At 58.1% G+C, this 22,474-nt stretch carries 19 protein-coding genes and 2 pseudogenes; 15 read left to right on the top strand and 6 right to left on the bottom strand.

Annotated elements, in window-relative coordinates; genetic code table 11:
* Nucleotides 1-47: 47 nt before the first annotated feature.
* On the bottom strand, nt 48-1,544 hold the full coding sequence (locus tag BJ887_RS21920; RefSeq protein WP_014169461.1) for an NCS1 family nucleobase:cation symporter-1: 1,497 nt from the start codon (nt 1,542-1,544) through the stop codon (nt 48-50).
* A gap of 144 nt (nt 1,545-1,688) precedes the next feature.
* On the opposite strand from BJ887_RS21920, the gene BJ887_RS21915 reads away from it, so the two are divergent.
* The 3 genes and pseudogenes from BJ887_RS21915 to puuE all read left to right on the top strand — a co-directional run.
* On the top strand, nt 1,689-2,405 hold the full coding sequence (locus BJ887_RS21915; protein WP_020884746.1) for a GntR family transcriptional regulator: 717 nt from the start codon (nt 1,689-1,691) through the stop codon (nt 2,403-2,405).
* Nucleotides 2,405-3,275 (top strand): annotated as a pseudogene (locus BJ887_RS21910) (aspartate/glutamate racemase family protein); the annotation flags it as partial. The gene BJ887_RS21915 and the pseudogene BJ887_RS21910, both read left to right, overlap by 1 nt.
* Nucleotides 3,178-4,095, top strand: a pseudogene (gene puuE, locus BJ887_RS21905) (allantoinase PuuE); the annotation flags it as partial. The pseudogenes BJ887_RS21910 and puuE, both read left to right, overlap by 98 nt.
* Before the next feature lie 90 nt (nt 4,096-4,185).
* Here puuE and hpxZ read toward each other — a convergent pair.
* From hpxZ to hpxW, 4 genes are read right to left on the bottom strand one after another with little or no spacing between them, the layout of a single operon-like run.
* On the bottom strand, nt 4,186-4,572 hold the full coding sequence (gene hpxZ / locus BJ887_RS21900) for an oxalurate catabolism protein HpxZ (protein ID WP_032677834.1): 387 nt from the start codon (nt 4,570-4,572) through the stop codon (nt 4,186-4,188).
* Nucleotides 4,569-5,966: an AtzE family amidohydrolase gene (locus BJ887_RS21895; protein WP_121340440.1), complete on the bottom strand. Its 1,398-nt coding sequence runs from the start codon at nt 5,964-5,966 to the stop codon at nt 4,569-4,571. Before BJ887_RS21895 ends, hpxZ begins: the two co-directional genes overlap by 4 nt.
* Entirely contained in the window at nt 5,963-6,151 is a 189-nt protein-coding gene (hpxX, locus tag BJ887_RS21890) for an oxalurate catabolism protein HpxX (protein ID WP_025204497.1), read from the bottom strand. The genes BJ887_RS21895 and hpxX overlap by 4 nt, the downstream gene beginning before the upstream one ends.
* Before the next feature lie 10 nt (nt 6,152-6,161).
* Nucleotides 6,162-7,745 (bottom strand): oxamate amidohydrolase, encoded by a 1,584-nt coding sequence (gene hpxW, locus BJ887_RS21885; RefSeq protein WP_121340439.1) that lies wholly within the window; start codon nt 7,743-7,745, stop codon nt 6,162-6,164.
* A gap of 153 nt (nt 7,746-7,898) precedes the next feature.
* Here hpxW and hpxU point away from each other — a divergent pair, with 153 nt between their 5' ends.
* The 7 genes from hpxU to hpxK all read left to right on the top strand — a co-directional run bounded on the left by hpxU (nt 7,899) and on the right by hpxK (nt 14,251).
* Complete coding sequence (hpxU, locus tag BJ887_RS21880; RefSeq protein WP_020884740.1) at nt 7,899-8,738, top strand: MurR/RpiR family transcriptional regulator HpxU; 840 nt, start codon at nt 7,899-7,901, stop codon at nt 8,736-8,738.
* 192 nt (nt 8,739-8,930) lie between these two features.
* On the top strand, nt 8,931-9,713 hold the full coding sequence (locus tag BJ887_RS21875; RefSeq protein ID WP_121340438.1) for a transporter substrate-binding domain-containing protein: 783 nt from the start codon (nt 8,931-8,933) through the stop codon (nt 9,711-9,713).
* A gap of 4 nt (nt 9,714-9,717) precedes the next feature.
* Nucleotides 9,718-10,383 carry an amino acid ABC transporter permease gene (locus BJ887_RS21870; protein ID WP_121340437.1) on the top strand — a complete coding sequence of 222 codons (666 nt, stop codon included), beginning with the start codon at nt 9,718-9,720 and terminating at the stop codon, nt 10,381-10,383.
* Nucleotides 10,383-11,039: an amino acid ABC transporter permease gene (locus BJ887_RS21865; RefSeq protein ID WP_025204495.1), complete on the top strand. Its 657-nt coding sequence runs from the start codon at nt 10,383-10,385 to the stop codon at nt 11,037-11,039. The genes BJ887_RS21870 and BJ887_RS21865 overlap by 1 nt, the downstream gene beginning before the upstream one ends.
* Nucleotides 11,020-11,757, top strand: coding sequence for an amino acid ABC transporter ATP-binding protein (locus tag BJ887_RS21860; protein WP_032677837.1), 738 nt, complete (start codon nt 11,020-11,022; stop codon nt 11,755-11,757). The genes BJ887_RS21865 and BJ887_RS21860 overlap by 20 nt, the downstream gene beginning before the upstream one ends.
* A 14-nt stretch (nt 11,758-11,771) precedes the next feature.
* Nucleotides 11,772-13,013 (top strand): alanine--glyoxylate aminotransferase family protein, encoded by a 1,242-nt coding sequence (locus tag BJ887_RS21855; protein ID WP_121340436.1) that lies wholly within the window; start codon nt 11,772-11,774, stop codon nt 13,011-13,013.
* Entirely contained in the window at nt 13,010-14,251 is a 1,242-nt protein-coding gene (hpxK, locus tag BJ887_RS21850) for an allantoate amidohydrolase (protein WP_121340435.1), read from the top strand. The genes BJ887_RS21855 and hpxK overlap by 4 nt, the downstream gene beginning before the upstream one ends.
* Here hpxK and BJ887_RS21845 read toward each other — a convergent pair.
* A complete protein-coding gene (locus BJ887_RS21845) occupies nt 14,248-15,363 on the bottom strand; it encodes an ABC transporter ATP-binding protein (RefSeq protein WP_121340434.1) in 1,116 nt (371 codons plus the stop codon). The two genes, hpxK and BJ887_RS21845, sit on opposite strands and share 4 nt — an antisense overlap.
* A gap of 321 nt (nt 15,364-15,684) precedes the next feature.
* Between BJ887_RS21845 and BJ887_RS21840 the strand changes: the two genes are divergently transcribed.
* Genes BJ887_RS21840 through BJ887_RS21820 form a run of 5 tightly spaced genes read left to right on the top strand, consistent with a single transcriptional unit; the run spans nt 15,685 to nt 22,417 of the window.
* A complete protein-coding gene (locus BJ887_RS21840) occupies nt 15,685-16,899 on the top strand; it encodes an extracellular solute-binding protein (RefSeq protein ID WP_032681287.1) in 1,215 nt (404 codons plus the stop codon).
* A gap of 57 nt (nt 16,900-16,956) precedes the next feature.
* Nucleotides 16,957-18,261, top strand: coding sequence for a carbohydrate ABC transporter permease (locus BJ887_RS21835; protein ID WP_020884733.1), 1,305 nt, complete (start codon nt 16,957-16,959; stop codon nt 18,259-18,261).
* Nucleotides 18,262-18,272: 11 nt separating this feature from the next.
* A complete protein-coding gene (locus BJ887_RS21830) occupies nt 18,273-19,124 on the top strand; it encodes a sugar ABC transporter permease (protein ID WP_014169479.1) in 852 nt (283 codons plus the stop codon).
* A gap of 2 nt (nt 19,125-19,126) precedes the next feature.
* Nucleotides 19,127-20,329: an arabinogalactan endo-beta-1,4-galactanase gene (locus tag BJ887_RS21825; RefSeq protein ID WP_040017106.1), complete on the top strand. Its 1,203-nt coding sequence runs from the start codon at nt 19,127-19,129 to the stop codon at nt 20,327-20,329.
* Nucleotides 20,330-20,359: 30 nt separating this feature from the next.
* Nucleotides 20,360-22,417, top strand: coding sequence for a beta-galactosidase (locus tag BJ887_RS21820; RefSeq protein WP_121340433.1), 2,058 nt, complete (start codon nt 20,360-20,362; stop codon nt 22,415-22,417).
* Nucleotides 22,418-22,474: the final 57 nt, after the last annotated feature.

Raw genomic sequence — 22,474 nt, 5'->3', positions numbered from 1 at the left:
TGCCAGAATGAAAAAGGCCGCAGAGGAACTGCGGCCCGAAGGAAGGGTTACTCTTTTTGCGTCGCCACGCGGGGGCTGAACGACGAGGCGTCTGCCGCTTCACGCTCTTCCCGCGCCAGCCAGCGGTAGGTGACCCCGCCCAGGAAGACACCGATAAACCAGCTAAAGTTTGCCACTTCATGCAGGGAGGGAATAAAGCTTATCACCAGTCCAACGGCAACGGATGGCACCAGCGCGCCGATGGCTTTCGGGTTGAAACCGTTGCGATACCAGTATTTGCCTTTTGGCGTGTCATCAAACAGATCGTCTACGGAGACTTTGCCGCGCTTAATCAGGTAAAAATCGGCAATCAGAATCCCGAACAGCGGGCCAATAAACGCCCCGAGCACGTCCAGAGTGTAGTGAATAAGCTCCGGCGAGTTAAACAGGTTCCACGGGGTTAACAGGATAGAGCCGACGGCGGCGATCATCCCCCCGGTGCGGAAGCTGATTTTTTGCGGTGAACAGTTAGAGAAATCAAACGCCGGGGAGACGAAGTTCGCCACGATGTTGATCCCGATGGTGGCGGTGATCATGGTCAGCAAGCCAATGGCCACGGCCAGATCGTTGCCCACACGGCTGACGGTTTCAATCGGGTCAGTGATCATGCGGCCAAACAGCGATTGCGTACCCGACACAATCACCACGGTAACGATGGAGAACAGCAGGAAGTTAAATGGCAGACCCCAGCGGTTACCGCGGCGGATCTCTCCCATGCTTTTACCGTAGCGGGAGAAGTCACCAAAATTGAGCAGCGGGCCGGAGAAGTAAGAGACCACCAGTGCCGTGGCGGTGATCATCTGCCAGGTCTGCTCACCGGCGCTCAGGGATTTGCTGGCGAGGGTAAAGGAGATGCCGTCAAAACCGGTCTTGTATACAATCCATCCCGCCAGCGCCAGCATCACCACGTAGACCGCCGGACCGGCGATATCAATAAAGCGCTTAATGGCGCTCATGCCGTGCCAGAAGACCATCGCCTGCAGCACCCACATGATAGCAAAACAGATCCAGCCAAGATGCGACAGGCCCAGGAACGAACCGGTGGTGAGCGTCGCGAGTGAAGGCCAGAACTTAAGCGCCACCAGCATCAGCGCGTTGGCGGCCAGGTAGGTCTGAATGCCGTACCATGCGAAAGCAATCAGCCCGCGGATCACCGCCGGAATATTGGCCCCGAAAACGCCAAATGCCTGACGGCAAATCACCGCGTAGGGTACGCCTGCCATCTGACTCGGTTTCGCCACCAGGTTGGCGCACAACTGCACAATGCAAATCCCTATCAGCAGGCAGAGCAAGACCTGCCAGCTTGCCAGCCCGAGCGTAAAGAAGCTCGCGGCAACAACATAACCCCCCATGCTGTGGACGTCCGACATCCAGAAAGAAAAGATGTTGTACCAGCTCCAGTTCTGGTCACGCGTCGGTGCCAGATCCTCATTGCAAAGCCGTGGGCTGTAAACCGCACCGGAATCAGCGGCCGTACCGTGCTGCGCGTTTTGTCTGTTTGGCATGAAACCTGCTCCTGTGAATGAAAACCCGTTAAGTGGGAGTGCAGACGGTGTTGCAGGATCCAGGCCAAAATAATAAATCTTGTATGCAATATTTTATTTTTATGTATACGATTCGATAGCGAAAAGTAAAAATCGGAGTGGTTAATGAACAACATAAACAGCCTGCAGACCGCGCCAGACCTGCATGACAAAGATGAATCCATCTTTCAGGCGCTGATGACTGCGATAGTCGAACATCAGTTGCTCCCGGGAAGTAAATTGCCTGAAGAGGCGCTGGCTGAGGTCTTCGGCGTGAGCCGCACCGGTATTCGCAAGGTGCTGCAACGACTCGCCGCTGTGCAAATGGTCACCTTAACGCCCAAACGTGGTGCACACGTGGCCAGCCCGACGGTAGAAGAGGCGCAGCAGATCTTCCGCACGCGCGCGCTGCTTGAGGTGGCTAACCTGCCGGACGTGCTGGCCCACTGTCAGCCGCCGCATCTGGCTGCACTGGAAGGGATTATTCGCCAGGAGCAGCAGGCGCATGAGGCGTATGACGGTCCCGCCGCAATCCGCCACTCCGCCAATTTCCATATTCAGCTTCAGGCCATTTCAGGCAATCAGGTGCTGACAGAGATGGTGACCGGACTGAGCCAGCGGTCGTCGCTGGTGATCGCAGCCTGGGGCGCGCCGTGGCGTCAGGGCTGCCGCTGCAATGACCACGAGCAACTGGTGGAACTCTTGCGCCAGAAGGCGCTCCAGCCCCTGAGTGAGGCCTTAATGCACCATTTTGAACATATTGTCGCCAGCCTCTGTTTCGAACGGGCCGGTGAGTGCCTGCCTGATTTTGCCCGGCTGTTCGCCAGCCACAAGGAGTCGTAATGTCGTCTGTTTGTATACAAGTGATTAACCCCAACACCAGCCTCGCGATGACGGAAACCATCGGCGCCGCAGCCCGCGCGGTAGCAGCACCGGGAACGGAGATCCTCGCCGTCTGCCCGAGCGCAGGTGTGCCCTCGATAGAAGGTCATTTTGATGAGGCCATCGCCGCCGTGGGCGTTCTCGAACAGATAAAACGCGGACGGCAACAGGGCGTGGATGGACACGTGATTGCCTGCTTTGGTGACCCCGGCCTGCTGGCGGCGCGCGAGCTGGCGCAGGGGCCGGTCATCGGTATCGCAGAAGCTGCGATGCATATGGCCACGCTGGTGGCAACACGCTTTTCCGTTGTGACTACGCTGCCTCGCACGCGGATTATCGCCCGCCATCTTTTGCACCAGTATGGTTTCCAGGACCACTGTGCAGCCCTGCATGCCATCGATCTGCCGGTGCTGGCACTGGAAGACGGTAGCGGCCTGGCTCAGGAGAAGGTGCGCGCGCGCTGCATCCAGGCGCTGAAAGAAGATGGCTGCGGCGCGATTGTGCTCGGCTGCGGTGGAATGGCGACGCTGGCGCAGGAGCTGACGCGCGAGCTGCACGTGCCGGTGATCGACGGCGTCAGTGCGGCGGTGAAAATGGTCGAGTCGCTGGTGGCGCTGGGGCTGTCAACCAGCAAGCACGGGGACCTGGCTTTCCCGGAGAAAAAAGCGTTGAGCGGACACTTTCAGGCACTGAATCCATTTTAATTGAGGGGGTGATAATGGCGCTTTTTAACGAAGATTATCCGCGGGACTTACGCGGCTATGCAGGCAAGCCGCCGCACGCGCAGTGGCCGAACCAGGCGCGCATCGCCGTGCAGTTTGTACTCAATTACGAAGAAGGGGCGGAAAACCACGTTCTGCACGGTGATGCCGGCTCAGAACAATTCCTCTCGGACATCATCGGTGCGGCCAGTTATCCGGACAGACACATGTCGATGGACTCCCTCTATGAATACGGCAGCCGCGCTGGGTTCTGGCGGATCCATAACGAATTCTGCAAGCGTGGCCTGCCGCTGACGGTCTTTGGCGTGGCAATGGCGCTGGCGCGACATCCCGATATCGTTGACGCCATCAAAGCGGCTGATTATGACGTGGTTAGCCACGGCTGGCGCTGGATCCACTATCAAAGTATGGATATCAACCAGGAGCGCGAGCACCTGCACAAGGCGGTGCATGTCCTGACTGACCTGTTTGGCAAACCGCCTGCCGGCTGGTACACCGGGCGTGACAGCCCAAACACCCGCCAGCTGGTAGTGGAGCATGGGGGCTTTGACTATGACAGCGACTACTATGGCGACGATTTACCGTTCTGGACGCAAGTGGCGTGCAGCGACGGCACGCGCAAACCCCACCTGATTGTGCCGTATACGCTGGATGCCAACGACATGCGCTTCGCGACCGCGCAGGGGTTCAACACCGCCGAGCAGTTTTATACCTACCTGAAAGACAGCTTTGACGTGTTGTACGAAGAAGGGGAACGTGCGCCGAAGATGATGTCCATCGGCATGCATTGCCGCCTGCTGGGGCGTCCGGGGCGTTTTCGTGCTTTGCAGCGGTTCCTCGATTACCTTGCGCAGCACGATCGGGTATGGGTCTGTACCCGCCAGCAGATAGCCGATCACTGGCGTGAAGTGCACCCGTTCCAACAATAACGGTCCAGCAGTGTGCCGGGCGGCGGTGACGCCTGTCCCGGCCTGCTGCTTATCTGATGGGAAAAGCGCCATCGGGCAGGGTTATTAACATTACGCCATCACGCTCACCTGCGCCGCCACAATTCGCCAGCCGTACGGGAAGCGTACCCATGTCTGCTGCTGGCGGCCAATCCGCTCCGTTCCTTCGCGGGTGAATTCGGTGCTACACACGGCGTAATCCTCTCCGAAGGTGGTGATTACCGTATGGCGCAACGTCCTTTGCAGGCCCGCGGACGGGCGCGCCGCCCGAAAGGCGCGGATTTCCTCAATGCCGTACAGGTTTTCGCCCGCACCGAGACGCACCGTGTTTTTGTCGTGCCAGAACAGCTCATCCAGCACCGGAATGTTGTTGCTTACCAGCGCGTCTTCATAGCGGTAAAAGGCTGCGGTCACTTCTGCAACGACCCACGGAAGGTTAATGTCATCGTGATTTATCATGGTGTCATCTCCGCCGGCCGGGCATCAGTTATTCCGCTTGCTTCCAGCACCCGCGCCACGCGCAGGCAGGCTTGCTCGTTAAACGGCGCGGCGATCAACTGCAGGCCAACAGGTCTGCCCTGAGCGGTGCGCAGCGGGACGGTGGTAACGGGTAAACCTAAAAACGAAATCGGCTGCGTCAGCATGCCCATGCTGGCGCGAACCGGTAACGGCTGGCCGTTGATCTCCATAATCTCTTCGCCAATCCGCGTTGCACTGCGCGGCGTGGCCGGGGCGATCAGCACGTCGGCCTGCGCAAACAACGCTTTAAACGCCTGTCGGGCCTGCGTGCGAAAACGCTGGGCCTGAATATACCAGGCAGAAGGGATCATCGCGCCGGCCAGAAGCCGTTCGCGCGAATGGGGTTCAAAACGCCCGGGCTCGCGGCGAAGCGCGGGCAGGTACTGATTTCCGCCTTCCGAAGCGCTGATGATAAACGCCGCGGAGCGGGCCAGTTCGGCATCGGGGAATTGCAGCGTTTCCTGAACGTCGAGGGCTTTTGCCACCCGCGCCACGGCGTCCCGCATGTCGCTGTCACACCAGGTACTGAAATAGCCGCCGAGCACCGCGCAGCGCAAACCATCCAGACCGCGGTCGAGCAGGGGCCGGGTCTGCTCCCGGGAGCTCTCCGCCTGAAATCCGTCGCTGGTATCCCGACCCTGCAGTGCATCGTACACCGACGCCAGATCGCTTACGCGACGGGCAAACGGCCCGATGTGATCCAGACTGGCGACAAACGGATGGCTGCCGGCGCGTGACAGACGACCAAAAGTGGGCTTAAGACCGTATATTCCGCACAGGGAGGCCGGTACGCGAATCGACCCGTTGGTGTCGGTACCGAGCGAAAAATGAACCAGTCCGGCAGCGACCGCGGCGGCAGAACCGCCGGACGATCCTCCGGCAATGCGCGTCACATCGTGCGGGTTACGCGTTGCGCCGTAGTAACTGTTTTCCGTCGTAAAGCCGTAGGCGTAGGCATCCATGTTGACCATTCCCGACAATAAGCCACCGGCGCTGCGCAACTGGCGTACCGCAAAGCTGTCAGCGGTGGCGGGGGGGCGCTGGCTGAACAGCTCTGCACCGGCAAGGGTCGTATGCCCGGCGACGTCGAACAGGTTTTTCACCGCGTAGGGAATACCTGCCAGCGGCGGCAGAGGGCGTTTCTCCCGACGCAGGGTGTCGATATTCTCGGCTTCGGCCAGCATGCGTTCTTCCGTGACGGTGGTCCAGGCGTTGATATGGGGATTGATGCGCGTAATGGCTTCCAGCGTCTGGCGGGCGATGTCATGGGCGCTCAGGTCGCCTGCACTCAGCGCCTGCTGGATCTCACTGATACTCATCTCGTGTAGCGTCATGCTTTGTATACTCCTGCGATTTCCAGACGGTCATCAAGCGGCAGCGCCATCAGCGGGGCGGCCATCGCCGCGATACGGCAGAACTGTACATGGAGTTCTGCCCGGCGGGCGTCATCCAGCTCAACGCCCAGCACGGACTCCATTTGCGCCAGATAGGCATGCCAGTCAGGTTGTGTGGTATTCATCAGTCTCTCCTTAAAATCCGGCGGCGGCGCCGTTGCTGCGCGGGTCAAATGCCCCTTCAAACAGCCCGTTGGGATGGCGAACAATCGCACCCGCGTGGCCCATGGCTTCGCTGAATGCCGGGAAGCACTCCACGTCGTGGCCCAGCGCCTGCAGGCGCGCGACGGTCTGCGGCGTAAAGCGGCCTTCCACCTTCAGAGTGTCGGATGTCTGTCCCCAGGTGCGCCCCAGTAACCAACGCGGGCGGGCGATGCTCTCCTGCAGCGGGACCCCCTGCACCACATAGCGGGTAAACAGGGTGGCCTGGGTTTGCGGCTGGCCGTCACCGCCCATCGAGCCGTAGACCATGACGCGTCCGTCATGCAGACGCGCGGCTGCCGGGTTCAGGGTGTGGAACGGTTGTTTTCCTGGCGCAAGCGCCAGCAGGTGACGGGGATTGAGGCTGAATGAGGCTCCCCGGTTTTGCCAGACGATGCCGGTATCAGGCAGGACCACGCCGCTGCCGAACTCGTGATAAATGCTCTGGATAAACGACACGGCAAGACCGCTGTTATCCATCACCCCCATCCAGACCGTATCACCAGGGCCTTTGCCGCAGCCCCACGGTGCGGCCTGGTTATCATCGACCTGGTCGGCGAGGGCGGCCAGTGCGGCAGGATCCAGCAGACCCTGGATATCGGTTTTCAGCTCGCGCGGGTCGGTGATATGGGCATCGCGCAGACCAAACGCCAGTTTGGTGGCCTCTACAATGCGGTGAACGGTGGTCGCTTCGTCAGCATCGGCCATGGACAGGCGGTCGGTTATCCCGAGGATCGCCAGCGACACCAGCCCCTGCGTTGGCGGCGCAAGGTTCCACACTTCGCCCTGCTGATGCTGTAATTTCAGCGGCGCGGTGCGCCGGGCGACATGCGCGTTTAGGTCAGCCAGGGTGATGGGCAGCCCCAGCGTTGCCATGCCCCGGGCCAGACGCTCCGCCAGCGGGCCGCGATAAAAACTGTCCAGACCGTCTTCTGCGAGGTGCGAGAGCGTGGAGGCCAGCGCCGGTTGATAAAACCGGCTGCCGACCTGCGGCGGTTTGCCGTCCGTCAGCCAGGTCTCCGCGAAGCCGGGCAGGTCCTTCAGTTCATCCAGCTTACTGGCCGTGGCGGCGGCCTGAGACGCGGTCACCGGTGTGCCGTTTCGGGCATAGTCAATGGCGTCTGCCAGCAGGCGATTCAGGGGAAGAGCGGTGCCCGTCAGCGTGCGCGAAACCTTCAGCGCTTCGTCCCAGCCGCTCACCGTTCCCGCCACGGTCAGCGCCGCGCGAGGCCCGCGATGGGGGATCTGAGAGACATCGTCATAGGCGGCAAGCGTCGCCAGTGAGCCTGCTGCGCCGCTGGCGTCAATGGCAACCGGTTCGCCGTCAGGCGGCACGATAAGCCAGAAACCGTCCCCACCGAGACCGTTCATGTGCGGGTAAACCACGGCAATGGTTGCGGCGGCGGCGACCATTGCCTCAATCGCGCTACCGCCTTCGCGCAGAATGGCCAGGGCGCTCTGGCTGGCAAGATGGTGGGGAGCCACGGCCATTCCGTGTACGGAGACATTACTTTGCATGGAGAGTCCTCATAACCCAAAAGTCACAAGGTGCTGCAAAAGCTGTTCCAGTTATGAATGAAAAGTTTCACGTCAGTCGTAACATAACGTTTTAAGAAGCTGGCATACTTAATGAAAGGTATAGTGAGGTGAAACAAAAGTTACAGAGGCTTTATGGAACAGCTTGATGAACGTCTGAAAGCGCAATACGCGTCGTTGTCACCGCAGGAGCAACGGGTGGCTGATTTTATTTTTGATCATTTCGACGACCTCATTAGTTATAACAGCGCCGAGCTGGCGCAGCTGAGCGGGGTGTCGAAAGCCACGGTGAGCCGTCTGTTTAAGCGTCTGGGCTATGAGAAGTATAAAGAGATGCGCGACGAACTGCGCACGCTGCGCCAGAGCGGCATGCCGCTGACCGATAACCGCGATGCGGTGCAGGGCAACACTCTGCTGGCGCGGCATTATAAGCAGGAGATGGCAAACCTCACCCAGTGGGTCAACGCTCTGGATGCTCAGCAGTTTGCCGAGGCCATGGCCTCAATGGTGAAGGCACGGCGGATTGTGATTATCGGGATGCGCAACGCCTATCCGGCGGCGCTGCACCTGCGCCAGCAGCTGTTGCAGGCGCGCGGACAGGTGCTGCTGCTGCCGCAGCCGGGGCAGAGCCTGAGCGAGGAACTGGTCGATCTCACGCCCGACGATCTGGTGATTATGATGGCGTTTCGCCGTCGCCCGCGGATCGTTCGGCCGCTGTTGCAGCAGCTTCAGCACAGCGGTATTCCGGTTCTGCTGATGTGTGAGCCGCAGGCACACAGCCTGTTTCCGCTGACCAGCTGGCAGCTCTGCGCCCCGCTGGACAGCGTCTCGGCGTACGACAGCTACTCGTCGGTCAACAGTCTGATCAACCTGCTGGCTAATGCCTTCCTGCATGAAATCCTCGATAAAGGCCGCCCCCGGATCCACGATATCGCCTCCCTTTATCAGCAGCTGGACGAACTGGAACAGCGATAATGGGGCATCAGGCTGGTGCTTTGCATTAAAATAGTGCAACAGAGCGGGGCGGAAAAGGGAGGTCTTTTCCGCCCCGCTCTCGTTTTATCAGGCCTTCAGAGAAAATTTCCCGTTTCGCTTCATCTGGCACATTAGTTGCAAAATCCAATTCAAAGAATCTTTTGTTTCATGTTAACGTTACGGGGAAGCACCATGAAAAAGTTATTGATTGCACTGACCGGGGCCGTCTGTCTGTTTGCAAACCTGCCAGCAAAAGCTGACCAGCTTCAGGATATTGAGAAACGCGGCACTCTTCGTATCGCCGTCCCGCAGGATTTTCCTCCGTTTGGTTCAGTCGGGACCGATCTCCAGCCGCAGGGCTACGACATCGACATGGCGCGCTATCTGGCAAAACAGATGAAGCTCAAGCTGCAGCTGGTGCCGGTGACCAGTGCCAACCGCGTGCCGTATCTGCAAACCGATAAGGTGGATCTGGTGATCTCAAGCCTCGGTAAAAACGCCGAGCGTGAAAAGGTGATCGATTTTAGCCGTGCCTATGCCCCGTTCTTCCTCGGCGTGTTCGGCCCGAAAGGCGCTGAACTGAAAGATGCTGCTCAGCTGAGTGGAAAAACCATTGGCGTGACGCGCGGTGCGGTGGAGGACATGGTGCTGACCAGCCTTGCGCCGAAAGATGCAGACGTCAAACGCTACGAAGACAATAACACCACGCTGTCGGCTTACCTGTCCGGTCAGGTCCAGTACGTGGCGACAGGCAATCTGGTCGTGGCGGCGATTTCCCGCCAGAACCCCGCCAAAGCCCCGGTTCCGAGCTTTATGCTGAAGGACTCGCCGTGCTTTATCGGGCTGAAGAAAAACGAACCGGCATTGAAAGCGAAAGTTGATGCGGTGATCGAGCAGGGAATTAAAGACGGCACCCTGAATAGCCTCTCTGAGCAGTGGCTGAAAGCGCCGTTGCCGGCAAGCCTGGGCGTGTAAGGCGATGACAGAGCAACTCCATTTCTCTGCGCTCTGGCCGTACTGGCCGGCGCTGCTGGCAGGGCTGTGGGTCACCATTCAACTGACGGTGATGGCAACCCTCGGCGGGCTGGCGATCGGTATTTTCGGGGCGGTGATTCGCAGCGGCCGGACGACGTGGTTTAGCCGGATCTGGGGCGGCTACGTGGAGATTATCCGCAACACGCCCTTTGTCGTGCAGCTGTTTTTCATTGTGTTCGGTCTGCCGAATCTGGGGCTGAAGATGACGGCGGGCGAAGCGGCGCTGCTGGCAATGGTTGTCAACCTGGGCGCGTACAGCACGGAGATTGTCCGTGCCGGTATTCAGGTTACGCCCAAAGGACAGTGGGAGGCCGGCCGCGTGCTGGGGCTTACCCGCCTGCAAACGTTTATACGTGTGGTGCTGCCACCGGCCCTGCAGCGTATTTATCCGGCGCTGGTCAGCCAGTGCATTATCGTTATGCTCGGTTCGTCGGTGGTGTCGCAGGTCTCCTATGAAGAGCTGACTTTTGCCGCCAACCTGATTCAGTCAAGAACGTTCCTGAGCTTTGAGGTCTATCTGGTGACCACCGGAATTTACCTGGTGCTGTCAATTACCCTACGCCAGCTAATGATGGCGGCAGGACGGAAGTGGCTGGGGGTACAGGCATGATGACCACCTTTACCGACTGGGACATTATTCGCAATCTGCTGCTCGCCGGACGCTGGACGGTGCTGCTGTCACTGGTGGCGTTTGTCGGCGGGGCGGCGGTAACGCTGCCGCTGTTGCTGTTGCGCCTCACGGGTGGGCGTACGGTAAAACGGCTTATCCGCGGCTATATCGAACTGTTTCAGGGCACGCCGCTGCTGATGCAATTGTTCCTGGCCTTCTTCGGCGTGGCGCTGTTGGGTATCGATGTTTCGCCGTGGACCGCCGCGTCGCTGGCCCTGACGTTCTACACCAGCGCCTTTTTGCTTGATATCTGGTTTGGCAGTATTCGTGCGCTGCCGAAAGGGCAGTGGGAGGCGTCGCGCTGTCTGGGGCTGACCTTCGGCCAGACGCTGTTTCGCGTGGTGGCTCCCCAGGCGTTACGCATCGCCATCGCCCCAACGGTGGGGTTCGCCGTGCAGGTGATTAAGGGGACCGCGCTGGCATCCATTATCGGTTTTATCGAGCTGACCAAGGCCGGGACGATGCTGACCAACGTGACCTATCAGCCGTTTAAAGTCTTTGCGCTGGTGGCGCTCGGCTACTTCATTCTGTGTTATCCGCTGTCGCGCTACAGCCGTTATCTGGAGACTAAATTCAATGCCTCTCATCACCATTAATCAGGTGCAGAAGTACTACGGCGATAACCACGTGCTCAAGGGCGTGGATCTGGACATCGACATGGGCCAGGTTATTTCAATTATCGGGCGCAGCGGTTCGGGTAAAAGCACGCTGTTGCGCTGCATTAACGGCCTCGAAGGGTATCAGGACGGCAGCATCAAGCTCGGCGGCATGACCATTACCGACCGGGATTCCCAGGCGCGTGAAATCAGTCGCTCGGTCGGCATGGTATTTCAGAACTTCAACCTTTTCCCGCACATGACGGCGATGGAAAACGTGATGCTCGCGCCACGTCGGGTGCTGAAGAAAAGCGCAGCAGAATGTCAGGCACTGGCGCAGCGCATGCTGGAGAAAGTCGGGCTGGGTGACCGTCTGGATTACTACCCGTCAAGCCTCTCCGGCGGCCAGCAGCAGCGCGTGGCGATTGCCCGTGCTCTGGCGATGTCGCCTAAAGTTTTACTCTGTGACGAGATAACTTCCGCGCTCGATCCGGAACTGGTAGGCGAAGTGCTCAAGGTGCTGGAACAACTGGCCGCTGAGGGGATGACGCTGATCCTGGTGACCCATGAAATGAATTTTGCCCGCGAAGTGGGCGACCGCGTGGTGTTTATGCATCAGGGGCGCGTCTGGGAGCAGGGCGACAGTAAAACGCTGTTCGCTAACCCACAGACCACTGAGCTTAAACAGTTTATCTCCTCCGTGCGCGGCCTCAATTAACTAAGGACTTAAAAATGGATATCGCTCAATTTTCGCAAATCAATCCGCCACAACGTCTGCTGATGGGGCCGGGGCCGATCAACGCCGATCCGCGCGTGCTGCGTGCCATGTCGAGCCAGCTTATCGGCCAGTACGATCCGGCGATGACCCACTACATGAACGACGTCATGGCACTCTACCGCGGCGTGTTCCGCACGGAAAACCGCTGGACGATGCTGGTGGACGGCACCTCCCGCGCGGGGATTGAAGCGATTCTGGTATCGGCCATTCGTCCGGGAGACAAGGTGCTGGTGCCCGTTTTTGGTCGCTTCGGCCATCTGCTGTGCGAAATTGCCCGCCGTTGCCGCGCAGAGGTCCACACCATCGAGGTACCGTGGGGCGAGGTGTTCACACCGGATCGGGTGGAAGATGCCATTAAACGCGTGCGTCCGCGCCTGCTGTTAACCGTGCAGGGGGATACGTCCACCACCATGCTGCAGCCGCTTGCAGAACTCGGGGCAATCTGCCGTCGTTACGATGTCCTGTTTTATACCGATGCTACCGCGTCGCTCGGCGGCAACGCCCTGGAGACCGATGCCTGGGGGCTGGATGCGGTCTCGGCGGGGATGCAGAAATGTCTTGGCGGTCCGTCCGGCACCTCGCCTGTTACCCTGAGCCCACGGATGGAAGAGGCAATCCGTCGCCGCAAATGCATCGAAGAGGGGATCCGTACCGATGCCCATCGCGACGGCGACGAGGAGATGATTTACTCCAACTATTTCGACCTCGGCATGGTGATGGATTACTGGGGACCCGAGCGTCTGAACCACCACACCGAAGCGACCACCGCGCTGTTTGGCGCCCGCGAATGTGCCCGCCTCATTCTGCAGGAAGGGCTGGATAACGGTATCGCCCGCCACAAGCTGCACGGGGATGCGCTGCTGAAAGGTATTCAGGCGATGGGACTCGAGACCTTCGGCGACCTTAGGCACAAGATGAACAACGTGCTGGGCGTGCTTATCCCTCAGGGCGTAAACGGTGACCAGGTGCGTAAACTGATGCTGGAGGATTTCGGCATTGAAATCGGTACTTCGTTTGGTCCGCTGCACGGCAAAGTGTGGCGTATTGGCACCATGGGCTATAACGCGCGTAAAGACTGCGTGATGACCACCCTGAGTGCGCTGGAGTCGGTACTGAACTACCTGAAGTTTTCCACTACGCAGGGTGCCGCGATGCAGGCCGCGTGGGATCATTACCGCACTGAGACGGCGCTATGAATCACGCGACACGCCAGCAGGCGGCAGAACGTGTGATGGCCCGCGCCGATGCGCTGGCCGCCATCAGCGAAACCCAGGATTCCCTTACCCGCGTGTATCTCTCTGCCCAGCATCTGCAGGCTAACCAGCTGGTCGGGCAGTGGATGAACCAGGCGGGCATGACCGTCTGGCAGGACAGCGTGGGGAATATCTGCGGACGTTATGAAGGCGAGCAGGAGGGCGCACCGGCGGTGTTGCTTGGCTCGCATCTGGATACCGTGCGCAATGCCGGGCGCTACGACGGGATGCTGGGGGTGCTGACGGCCATTGAAGTCGTTGACAGCCTGCACCAGCAGGGAAAACGGCTGGCGCAGGCCGTTGAGATTGTCGGCTTTTGCGATGAAGAGGGTACCCGCTTTGGTATCACGCTGTTGGGCAGCCGCGCGCTGACGGGCACCTGGCCTGCGGGCTGGCTCGACACGTGCGATGCCAGAGGTATCAGCGTGGCGCAGGCGATGGTACAGGCAGGGCTAGATCCCAGTCGTGTCGCGATGGCCGCGCGACGCCCGGATGATTTCAGCGCCTGTCTGGAACTGCATATTGAACAAGGACCGTGTCTGGAACAGGCCGGTCTGGCGCTGGGCGTGGTTGAAGCCATTAACGGCGCGCGTCGTCTGAACTGCCGCTTCACCGGTGAGGCCGGCCACGCCGGGACCGTGCCGATGGCGCATCGTAAGGACGCGCTGGCCGCCGCCGCCGAATGGATGGTGCTGATTGAAAACACCACCCGTCAGCACGGCGGCAACCTGGTGGCCACGGTGGGTGAGTTGCGCTGTCTGCCTGGTGCGGTAAACGTCATCCCCGGCGAGGTCGCGCTCTCGTTAGATATTCGCGGCCCGCAGGATGCGCCGCTTGACCTTCTGCTTACTGCACTGCTGACGCAGGCGCAGGCGATAGCGGCCCGTCGCGGAATACATTTTGCAGCCGACGAATTTTACCGAATCGCCGCCACGCCATGCGATACACGTCTGCAGGCGCTGCTGGCGGAGGCTGTAGAATCGGTGCAGGGGAAGACATTATCGCTGCCGAGCGGTGCCGGTCATGACACCATCGCCCTGGCGGAGCGCTGGCCGGTAGGGATGTTGTTTGTGCGGTGTAAGGGAGGCGTCAGCCACCATCCGGCGGAATCGGTGATGGCTGAGGATGTCGCGCTGGCGATTGATGCCTTTACGCGTGCGGTAACGCGTCTGGCGGGTTAAGCGACCGAGCGTACCGCTTCATCGATGTCGGCACTCACCCGCACATCCTGGTCGTCAAACACCATGCAGTGGCGATCGTCAAAAGCCACATCAATTTGCTGCCACGGTGCGAATTTCACATCGCCCGGCAGCAAAATCTTCACATTGTCGTGGCCGTAGCACTGACCGAAGAGGTAGGTGTTGTTGCCCAGACGCTCAACCACTTCACAGTTAAACGTCAGCCGCGTGCCGTGGCGGAGATCGGTGGTTAAATGTTCCGGACGGATGCCCAGCGTCACCGGGCTGCCTGCGTTCAACGGTGTGGTGGTCAGGGCCAGTGTGAGTGTCTTCTGCTGGGATAATCTCACCGTCAGCTCACCCGGTTGCCAGGACTCTACCGTTGCCGGCAGGAAATTCATCTTCGGCGAGCCGATAAACCCGGCCACGAACTTGTTCGCCGGTTTGTAGTAGAGTTCCATCGGCGCGCCCATCTGCTCAACCTTTCCGTAGTTCATCACCACAATTTTATCAGCCAGGGTCATCGCTTCTATCTGGTCGTGGGTGACATACACCATGGTGGTTTTCAGCTCCTGGTGCAGACGGGCAAGATGCAAACGCATCTCCACGCGCAGCTCGGCATCCAGGTTGGAGAGCGGTTCGTCGAACATAAAGACCCGCGGATTACGTACGATGGCGCGGCCAATGGCCACACGCTGGCGCTGGCCGCCGGAAAGCTGCTTAGGTTTGCGATCCAGAAGGTGGGAAAGCTGCAGCGTTTTGGCCACCATCTCGACCTGATGGCGGATCTGATCTTTCGGCACCTTATTGACCTTCAGGCCGTAGCCCATGTTTTCGGCCACCGTCATATGTGGGTAGAGCGCATAGGACTGAAACACCATCGCCACGCCGCGGTGGGACGGGGCAACGTCGTTCATCACCTCGTCACCAATCAACACTTCCCCTTCGCTAATGTCCTCCAGTCCGGCAATCATGCGCAGCATTGTCGATTTACCGCAGCCGGAAGGACCGACAAAGACGGCAAACTCACCGTCTTCAATCTCAAGATTCACGTTGTGCAAGGTTACGGTGTCGCCAAAGCGTTTGGTGACATTCCTCAATTGTATGTTCGACATCTGTATTCCCCGAGTAAACCGCCGCGTATGTATTACGTATAACAATTATTTGCTACATGGCTGGACGGTGCAATTTGTCTGCTCTGACTATAACTTCCAGTATTCACGCACCCTATACCGATATTCCATTAATGTTATGACGATCACACAACTTACAGTTTTTTGTAGAGTTATCATGATGTGAAGGGTAGCGTATACCAAACCAAAGGCATTTGATGTTATACGTTGTACGCCAGTGTTAGTCGGTTTTCTGGCGAAGGTGTATGGCGATGGAATGCAATAACAACCATAAAATTGTTATACCTTCACATGAGGTTGATAATGAAAAAGAACATACTCGCTGCTCTGATCCTCTCTACGCTCGCGGTGCAGGCTCACGCCACCACGCAGCTTAACGTCTGGGAAGACATCAAAAAGTCGTCCGGCATTAAAGACGCGGTCGCCGATTTCGAAAAGCAGTACGACGTTAAGGTTAACCTGCAGGAGATGCCTTACGCGCAGCAGCTGGAAAAACTGCGCCTCGACGGCCCGGCAGGAATTGGCCCGGACGTGCTGGTCATTCCCAATGATCAACTGGGCGGGGCGGTTGTGCAAGGGCTGCTGACCCCCCTGAATCTGGAGGCGAAGCAGACCGAACAGTACACGCCGGCGTCAATAAATGCCTTCAAAATGGATAACACCCTTTACGGTGTGCCGAAAGCGGTTGAGACGCTGGTGCTGATTTACAACAAAGACCTGATCGCGAAGCCGCTCAACTCACTTCAGGACTGGTATGACTTTTCTAAACAGCAGCGCGCCAAAAACCAGTACGGCCTGCTCGCCAAGTTCGACCAGATTTACTACAGCTGGGGGGCTATCTCCCCGATGGGCGGGTACATCTTCGGTAAAAATGATAAAGGCGGTTATAACGCCAGCGACGTGGGCCTGAACAAGCCGGGCGCGGTAGACGCGGTCACCTACCTGAAAAAATTCTATACCGATGACGTGTTCCCGGCGGGGATCATCGGCGATAACGGTCTGAACGCGATCGATTCTCTGTTTACCGAGAAAAAAGCGGCAGCCGTCATCAACGGTCCGTGGGCGTTCCAGCCGTATGAAGCGGCGGGCATTAACTACGGCGTTGCGCCGCTGCCGACGCTGCCGGACGGTAAGCCAATGAGTTCATTCCTGGGCGTGAAGGGCTATGTCGTCTCTACCTGGAGCAAAGACAAAGCCATGGCGCAGAAATTTATCGAATTTATCAACCAGCCGCAGTACGTCAAAACGCGCTATATCGCGACGCGAGAAATTCCGCCGCTGACCGCGATGATTGACGATCCGCTCATTAAGAACGACGAGAAAGCCAGCGCGGTTGCCGTGCAGGCCGCACGGGCGACAGCGATGCCGGGCATTCCGGAAATGGGTGAAGTCTGGGCTCCGGCGAACGCGGCCCTCGAGCTGAGCCTGACCGGTAAACAGGATCCGAAAGCCGCGCTCGACAGCGCAGAAAAACAGGTTCAGATGCAAATCGAAGCCATGCAGGCCAGCAACCAGTAGTTTTCTGACGTCGCAGAACGGGAGGGTGTCTCTCCCGTTTTTTGAAAGGAGTTGTTTGTGAGTATCATCCCGGAACATTTTGCCAAACCGCGCGTGGCCGGGCGTCACGCCTGGACCAGCCTGCTGCTGGCGGTCATTCCCGGCTTCGGTCAGTTTTACCACCGTCAGTGGCTGAAAGGGGTCATCTTCCTGGTGCTGCTTGCCAGTTTTATCGGCGTATTTGCTGATTTTCTGCGCGAAGGGCTGTGGGGACTGGTGACGCTGGGTGAGGAGGTGCCGCGCGACAACTCCATCTTCCTGCTGGCGGAGGGGATCATCAGCGTGTTAATCGCGGCGTTCGGCGTGATGGTGTATTACCTGTCGATGCGTGACGCGTGGGTCAATGGCCTGAAACGTGACGAAGGGTTGCAGCTTAACAGCGTGCGTAAACAGTATCAGATGCTATTGAGCGACGGCTTCCCGTATCTGATGATCACCCCGGGCTTTATCCTGCTGGTGTTTGTGGTGGTGTTTCCCATTTTGTTCGGGTTTGCCATCGCCTTTACCAACTACAACCTCTACCACACGCCGCCGGCTAAGCTGGTTGACTGGGTCGGGTTTAAGAACTTCATCAATATCTTTACGCTCTCTATCTGGCGCTCCACCTTCTTCGACGTGCTGCAGTGGACGGTGGTCTGGACGCTGCTCGCCACTACGCTGCAGTGTACGGTGGGCGTACTGCTGGCGATTCTGGTGAACCAGAAAGATTTACGCTTTAAGCCGCTGATCCGCACCATCTTTATTCTGCCGTGGGCGGTGCCGGGCTTTGTCACCATCCTGGTTTTCGCCGGGATGTTTAATGACTCGTTCGGGGTGATTAACAACGCCATTCTGGCCTTCTTTGGGATTGCGCCTAAAGCCTGGATGACCGATCCGTTCTGGACCAAAACGGCGCTGATCATGATGCAAACCTGGCTTGGTTTCCCGTTTGTTTTCGCCATGACCACCGGCGTGCTGCAGGCCATTCCTGATGACCTGTATGAAGCGGCTACCATGGACGGCGCCAGCAGCTGGACCCGGTTGCGGACCATTACGCTGCCGCTGGTGCTCTACGCCATAGCGCCGATCCTGATTACGCAATACACCTTCAACTTCAATAATTTCAACATCATCTATCTGTTCAATAACGGCGGACCGGCGGTGGTGGGGTCGAATGCGGGCGGCACCGACATTCTGGTGTCGTGGATCTACAAACTGACGATGTCATCTTCGCAATATGCCATTGCGGCGACCATCACCATCCTGCTGTCTGTTTTTGTCGTCGGCCTGGCGCTATGGCAGTTCCGCGCCACCAAATCTTTCAAAAATGACGACATGGCGTAAGGGACGTAACAATGGCTAAATCACAAAGTATTAAACGTGAGAAATGGGTCCGCCTTTCACTCTCCTGGCTGGTTATTGTGCTGGTGTCGGTCATCATCATTTACCCGCTGGTGTGGACGGTGGGCGCCTCACTCAACGCGGGCAACAGCCTGTTAAGCTCCTCTGTTATTCCACAGAACCTGTCGTTCCAGCATTATGCCGACCTGTTTAATGGTCAGGTGAACTACATGACGTGGTACTGGAACTCGATGAAAATCAGCTTCCTGACCATGGTGTTGACCTTAATCAGCGTTAGCTTTACCGCCTATGCCTTCTCACGTTTTCGCTTTAAGGGGCGGCAGAACGGACTGATGCTCTTCCTGCTGCTGCAGATGATCCCGCAGTTCTCGGCGCTGATTGCCATCTTCGTGCTCTCGCAGCTGTTGGGCTTAATCAACAGCCATCTGGCGCTGGTGCTGATTTACGTTGGCGGCATGATCCCAATGAATACCTATCTGATGAAGGGCTACCTGGACGCCATTCCTAAGGATCTGGATGAGTCCGCGCGCATGGACGGAGCCAGTAACTTCCGCATCTTCATCGAGATCATCATGCCGCTTTCCAAACCCATTGTGGCGGTGGTGGCGCTGTTCTCCTTCACCGGGCCGCTGGGGGATTTCATTCTCTCCAGCACCATTTTGCGCACCCCGGACAAATACACCTTACCCATCGGGCTTTATAACCTGGTGGCGCAAAAAATGGGTGCCAGTTACACCACCTACGCGGCAGGCGCGGTGCTGATTGCGGTGCCGGTCGCGATCCTCTATCTGGCCTTACAAAAATACTTCGTCTCCGGTCTGACCTCCGGGAGTACTAAGGGATAACCATGAAAAGACTCAAACCCGCTTTGCTTGCTGTTTGTCTTTCTTGCGGTCTTGCCGCGAGTGCGTTCGCCGCGGACGGGGTAAAAACGCGTCCTTTTAACGCCATGCCGGCAGACTTTATTAAGGGGGCGGACATCTCGACGCTGCTCGAGGCTGAACAGCATGGCGCAACATTTTATAACCAGAACGGCCAGCAGCAGGACGCGATTGCCATTCTGAAAGCCAACGGCGTGAACTATGTGCGCCTGCGTTTGTGGGTGGATCCGCAGGATGCCAACGGAAATACCTACGGGGGCGGCAGTAACAATCTGGAAAACACGCTGGCGCTGGCGAAGCGCGTGAAGGCCCAGGGCATAAAACTCCTGCTCGATTTCCACTACAGCGATTTCTGGACCGACCCGGGCAAACAGTTCAAACCTAAAGCCTGGGAGAAGATGGATTACCCGCAGCTTAAAACGGCAATCCATGACTATACGCGCGACACCATTGCCCGCTTTAAAAAAGAGGGCGTGCTGCCGGACATGGTCCAGATTGGTAATGAAATCAATGGCGGGCTGCTCTGGCCGGAAGGCAAAAGCTGGGGGCAGGGTGGCGGCGAGTTTGACCGCGTAGCCGGGTTACTCAACGCCGCAATCAGCGGGATGAAAGAGAACCTGACCGACGGCGAGCAGGTGAAAATTATGCTGCACCTGGCCGAAGGCACTAAAAATGACACCTTCCGCTGGTGGTTTGATGAGATCACGAAGCGCGATGTGCCGTTCGATATTATCGGCCTGTCGATGTACACCTACTGGAATGGCCCGATCGGCGCGCTCAAAGCCAATATGGATGACATCAGCAAACGCTATAACAAAGACGTCATTGTGGTGGAAGCGGCCTATGGCTATACACTGGAGAACTGCGATAACGCAGAAAACAGTTTCCAGGCCAAAGAAGAGAAGGACGGTGGCTACCCCGGCACCGTGCAGGGTCAGTACGATTATATCCACGATTTAATGCAGGCCGTGATTGACGTTCCCGATCGTCGCGGTAAGGGCCTGTTTTACTGGGAGCCGACCTGGATTGCCGTACCGGGCACCACATGGGCCACCAAAACCGGCATGAAATATATCCATGATGACTGGAAAGAGGGAAATGCCCGCGAAAACCAGGCGTTGTTTGATTGTCATGGCAAAGTGCTGCCGTCGATAACGGTATTTAAATAGTATTCTGTTTCACTTCAGGACGTTTTTAATATGAATAAATTTGCGCCTTTAAGTTCGAAGGTCGCTGCGTTATTGCATGGCGCCGACTATAACCCGGAGCAATGGGAGAATTACCCCGGTATTATTGAAAAAGATATTGCCATGATGCAGCAGGCGAAATGTAATGTCATGTCGGTGGGCATATTTAGCTGGGCGAAGCTCGAACCGCGTGAAGGGGAATATGATTTTGTCTGGCTGGATAACGTCATTGATAAATTATATTCAGCGGGGATCCATATTTTCCTCGCCACGCCGAGCGGTGCGCGCCCGGCATGGATGTCGCAAAAATACCCGCAGGTGCTGCGCGTAGGGCGTAACCGCGTGCCTGCGCTGCACGGTGGACGTCATAACCACTGTATGTCTTCCCCGGTGTACCGTGAGAAGACATTCAAAATGAATAGCTTACTGGCTGAGCGTTATTCACAGCACCCGGCGGTGCTGGGCTGGCATATCTCCAATGAGTACGGCGGTGAGTGCCACTGCGATCTGTGCCAGGAGCGCTTTCGTGACTGGCTGAAAGCGCGCTACAAAACCCTGGATGCGCTGAACCACGCATGGTGGAGCACCTTCTGGAGCCACACCTATAGCGACTGGTCGCAGATTGAGTCCCCTGCGCCGCAGGGAGAGGTGTCCATTCACGGTCTGAACCTCGACTGGCGCCGCTTTAATACGGCGCAGGTAACAGATTTCTGCCGCCATGAGGTTGCGCCGCTAAAAGCCGTCAACGCAGCGTTGCCGGTGACGACCAACTTCATGGAGTACTTCTACGATTACGACTACTGGCAGCTTGCGAAAGCGATCGACTTTATCTCCTGGGACAGCTACCCGATGTGGCACAAGGAGAAAGACGAAACCCAGCTCGCCTGCTATACCGCCATGTACCACGACATGATGCGCAGCCTGAAAGGCGGCAAACCTTTTGTGCTGATGGAGTCCACGCCGAGCACCACCAACTGGCAGCCGACCAGCAAGCTGAAAAAGCCGGGGATGCATATTCTCTCCTCAATGCAGGCGGTGGCACACGGGGCCGATGCGGTGCAGTACTTCCAGTGGCGTAAAAGCCGCGGTTCGGTGGAGAAATTCCACGGAGCGGTTATCGACCACGTGGGGCATCTTGATACGCGTGTCGGGCGCGAAGTGACGCGTCTGGGCGAAATGCTTGAGCGCCTGCCGGGGGTGGTCGGGTGTCGCACGCAGGCACGGGTGGCGATTATCTTCGACCAGCAAAATCGCTGGGCGCTGGACGATGCCGAAGGGCCGCGCAACATGGGGATGGAGTACGAAAAAACCGTTAACGAACACTACCGTCCATTCTGGGAAAAAGGCATCGCGGTGGACGTGATTGATGCCGATGGCGATCTCAGCCAGTACGCGCTGGTGATTGCGCCGATGCTTTATATGGTGCGGGAAGGCTTCGCCGAACGCGCAGAAGCGTTTGTCGCCGGGGGCGGCCATCTGGTGACCACCTACTGGAGCGGCATCGTGGATGAAAGCGATCTTTGTCATCTTGGCGGGTTCCCGGGGCCGCTGCGTAAACTGCTCGGCATCTGGGCAGAAGAGATCGACTGTCTCGGTGAGGGAGAACGTAATCTGGTACAGGGGCTGGCGGGTAATGCGGCTGGCCTGCAGGGGCCGTATCAGGTTCGTCATCTGTGCGAACTGATCCATGTCGAAAACGCTCAGCCGCTGGCGACCTACCGGGATGATTTCTACGCCGGTCGGCCTGCCGTGACGGTGAACCGTTTCGGTAAGGGGAAAGCGTGGCATGTGGCGTCGCGCAACGATCTGCCGTTCCAGCGTGATTTCTTCGCCGGGATTATTGACGAACTGGGGCTGCCGCGGGCCATGGAATGCGATTTCCCACCGGGTGTGGTGGCAACGGCCCGCACGGACGGCGAAACCACGTGGGTGTTTGTGCAGAACTACACCGCCCAGCAGCAGCTCATTACGCTGCCGCAGGGGTATACCGACTGCATGACCGATGCCGCCGCCGCGGGTGATACCGCTCTGCTGCCGTGGGATTGTCGGGTACTCAGGCGTAAAGCGTAGTCGCTGAGGGCGTCGCGTCGTACAACCCTGGCTAATCAATCTGAAGGCGCCTGCTCT

Origin of the sequence: Enterobacter sp. WPR_3_1 (assembly GCF_003635055.1) — a bacterium.
Taxonomy (GTDB): domain Bacteria; phylum Pseudomonadota; class Gammaproteobacteria; order Enterobacterales; family Enterobacteriaceae; genus Enterobacter; species Enterobacter ludwigii.
Note: the sequence above shows the minus strand (reverse complement) of the source record. Positions and strands in the feature narration are given on the sequence as shown.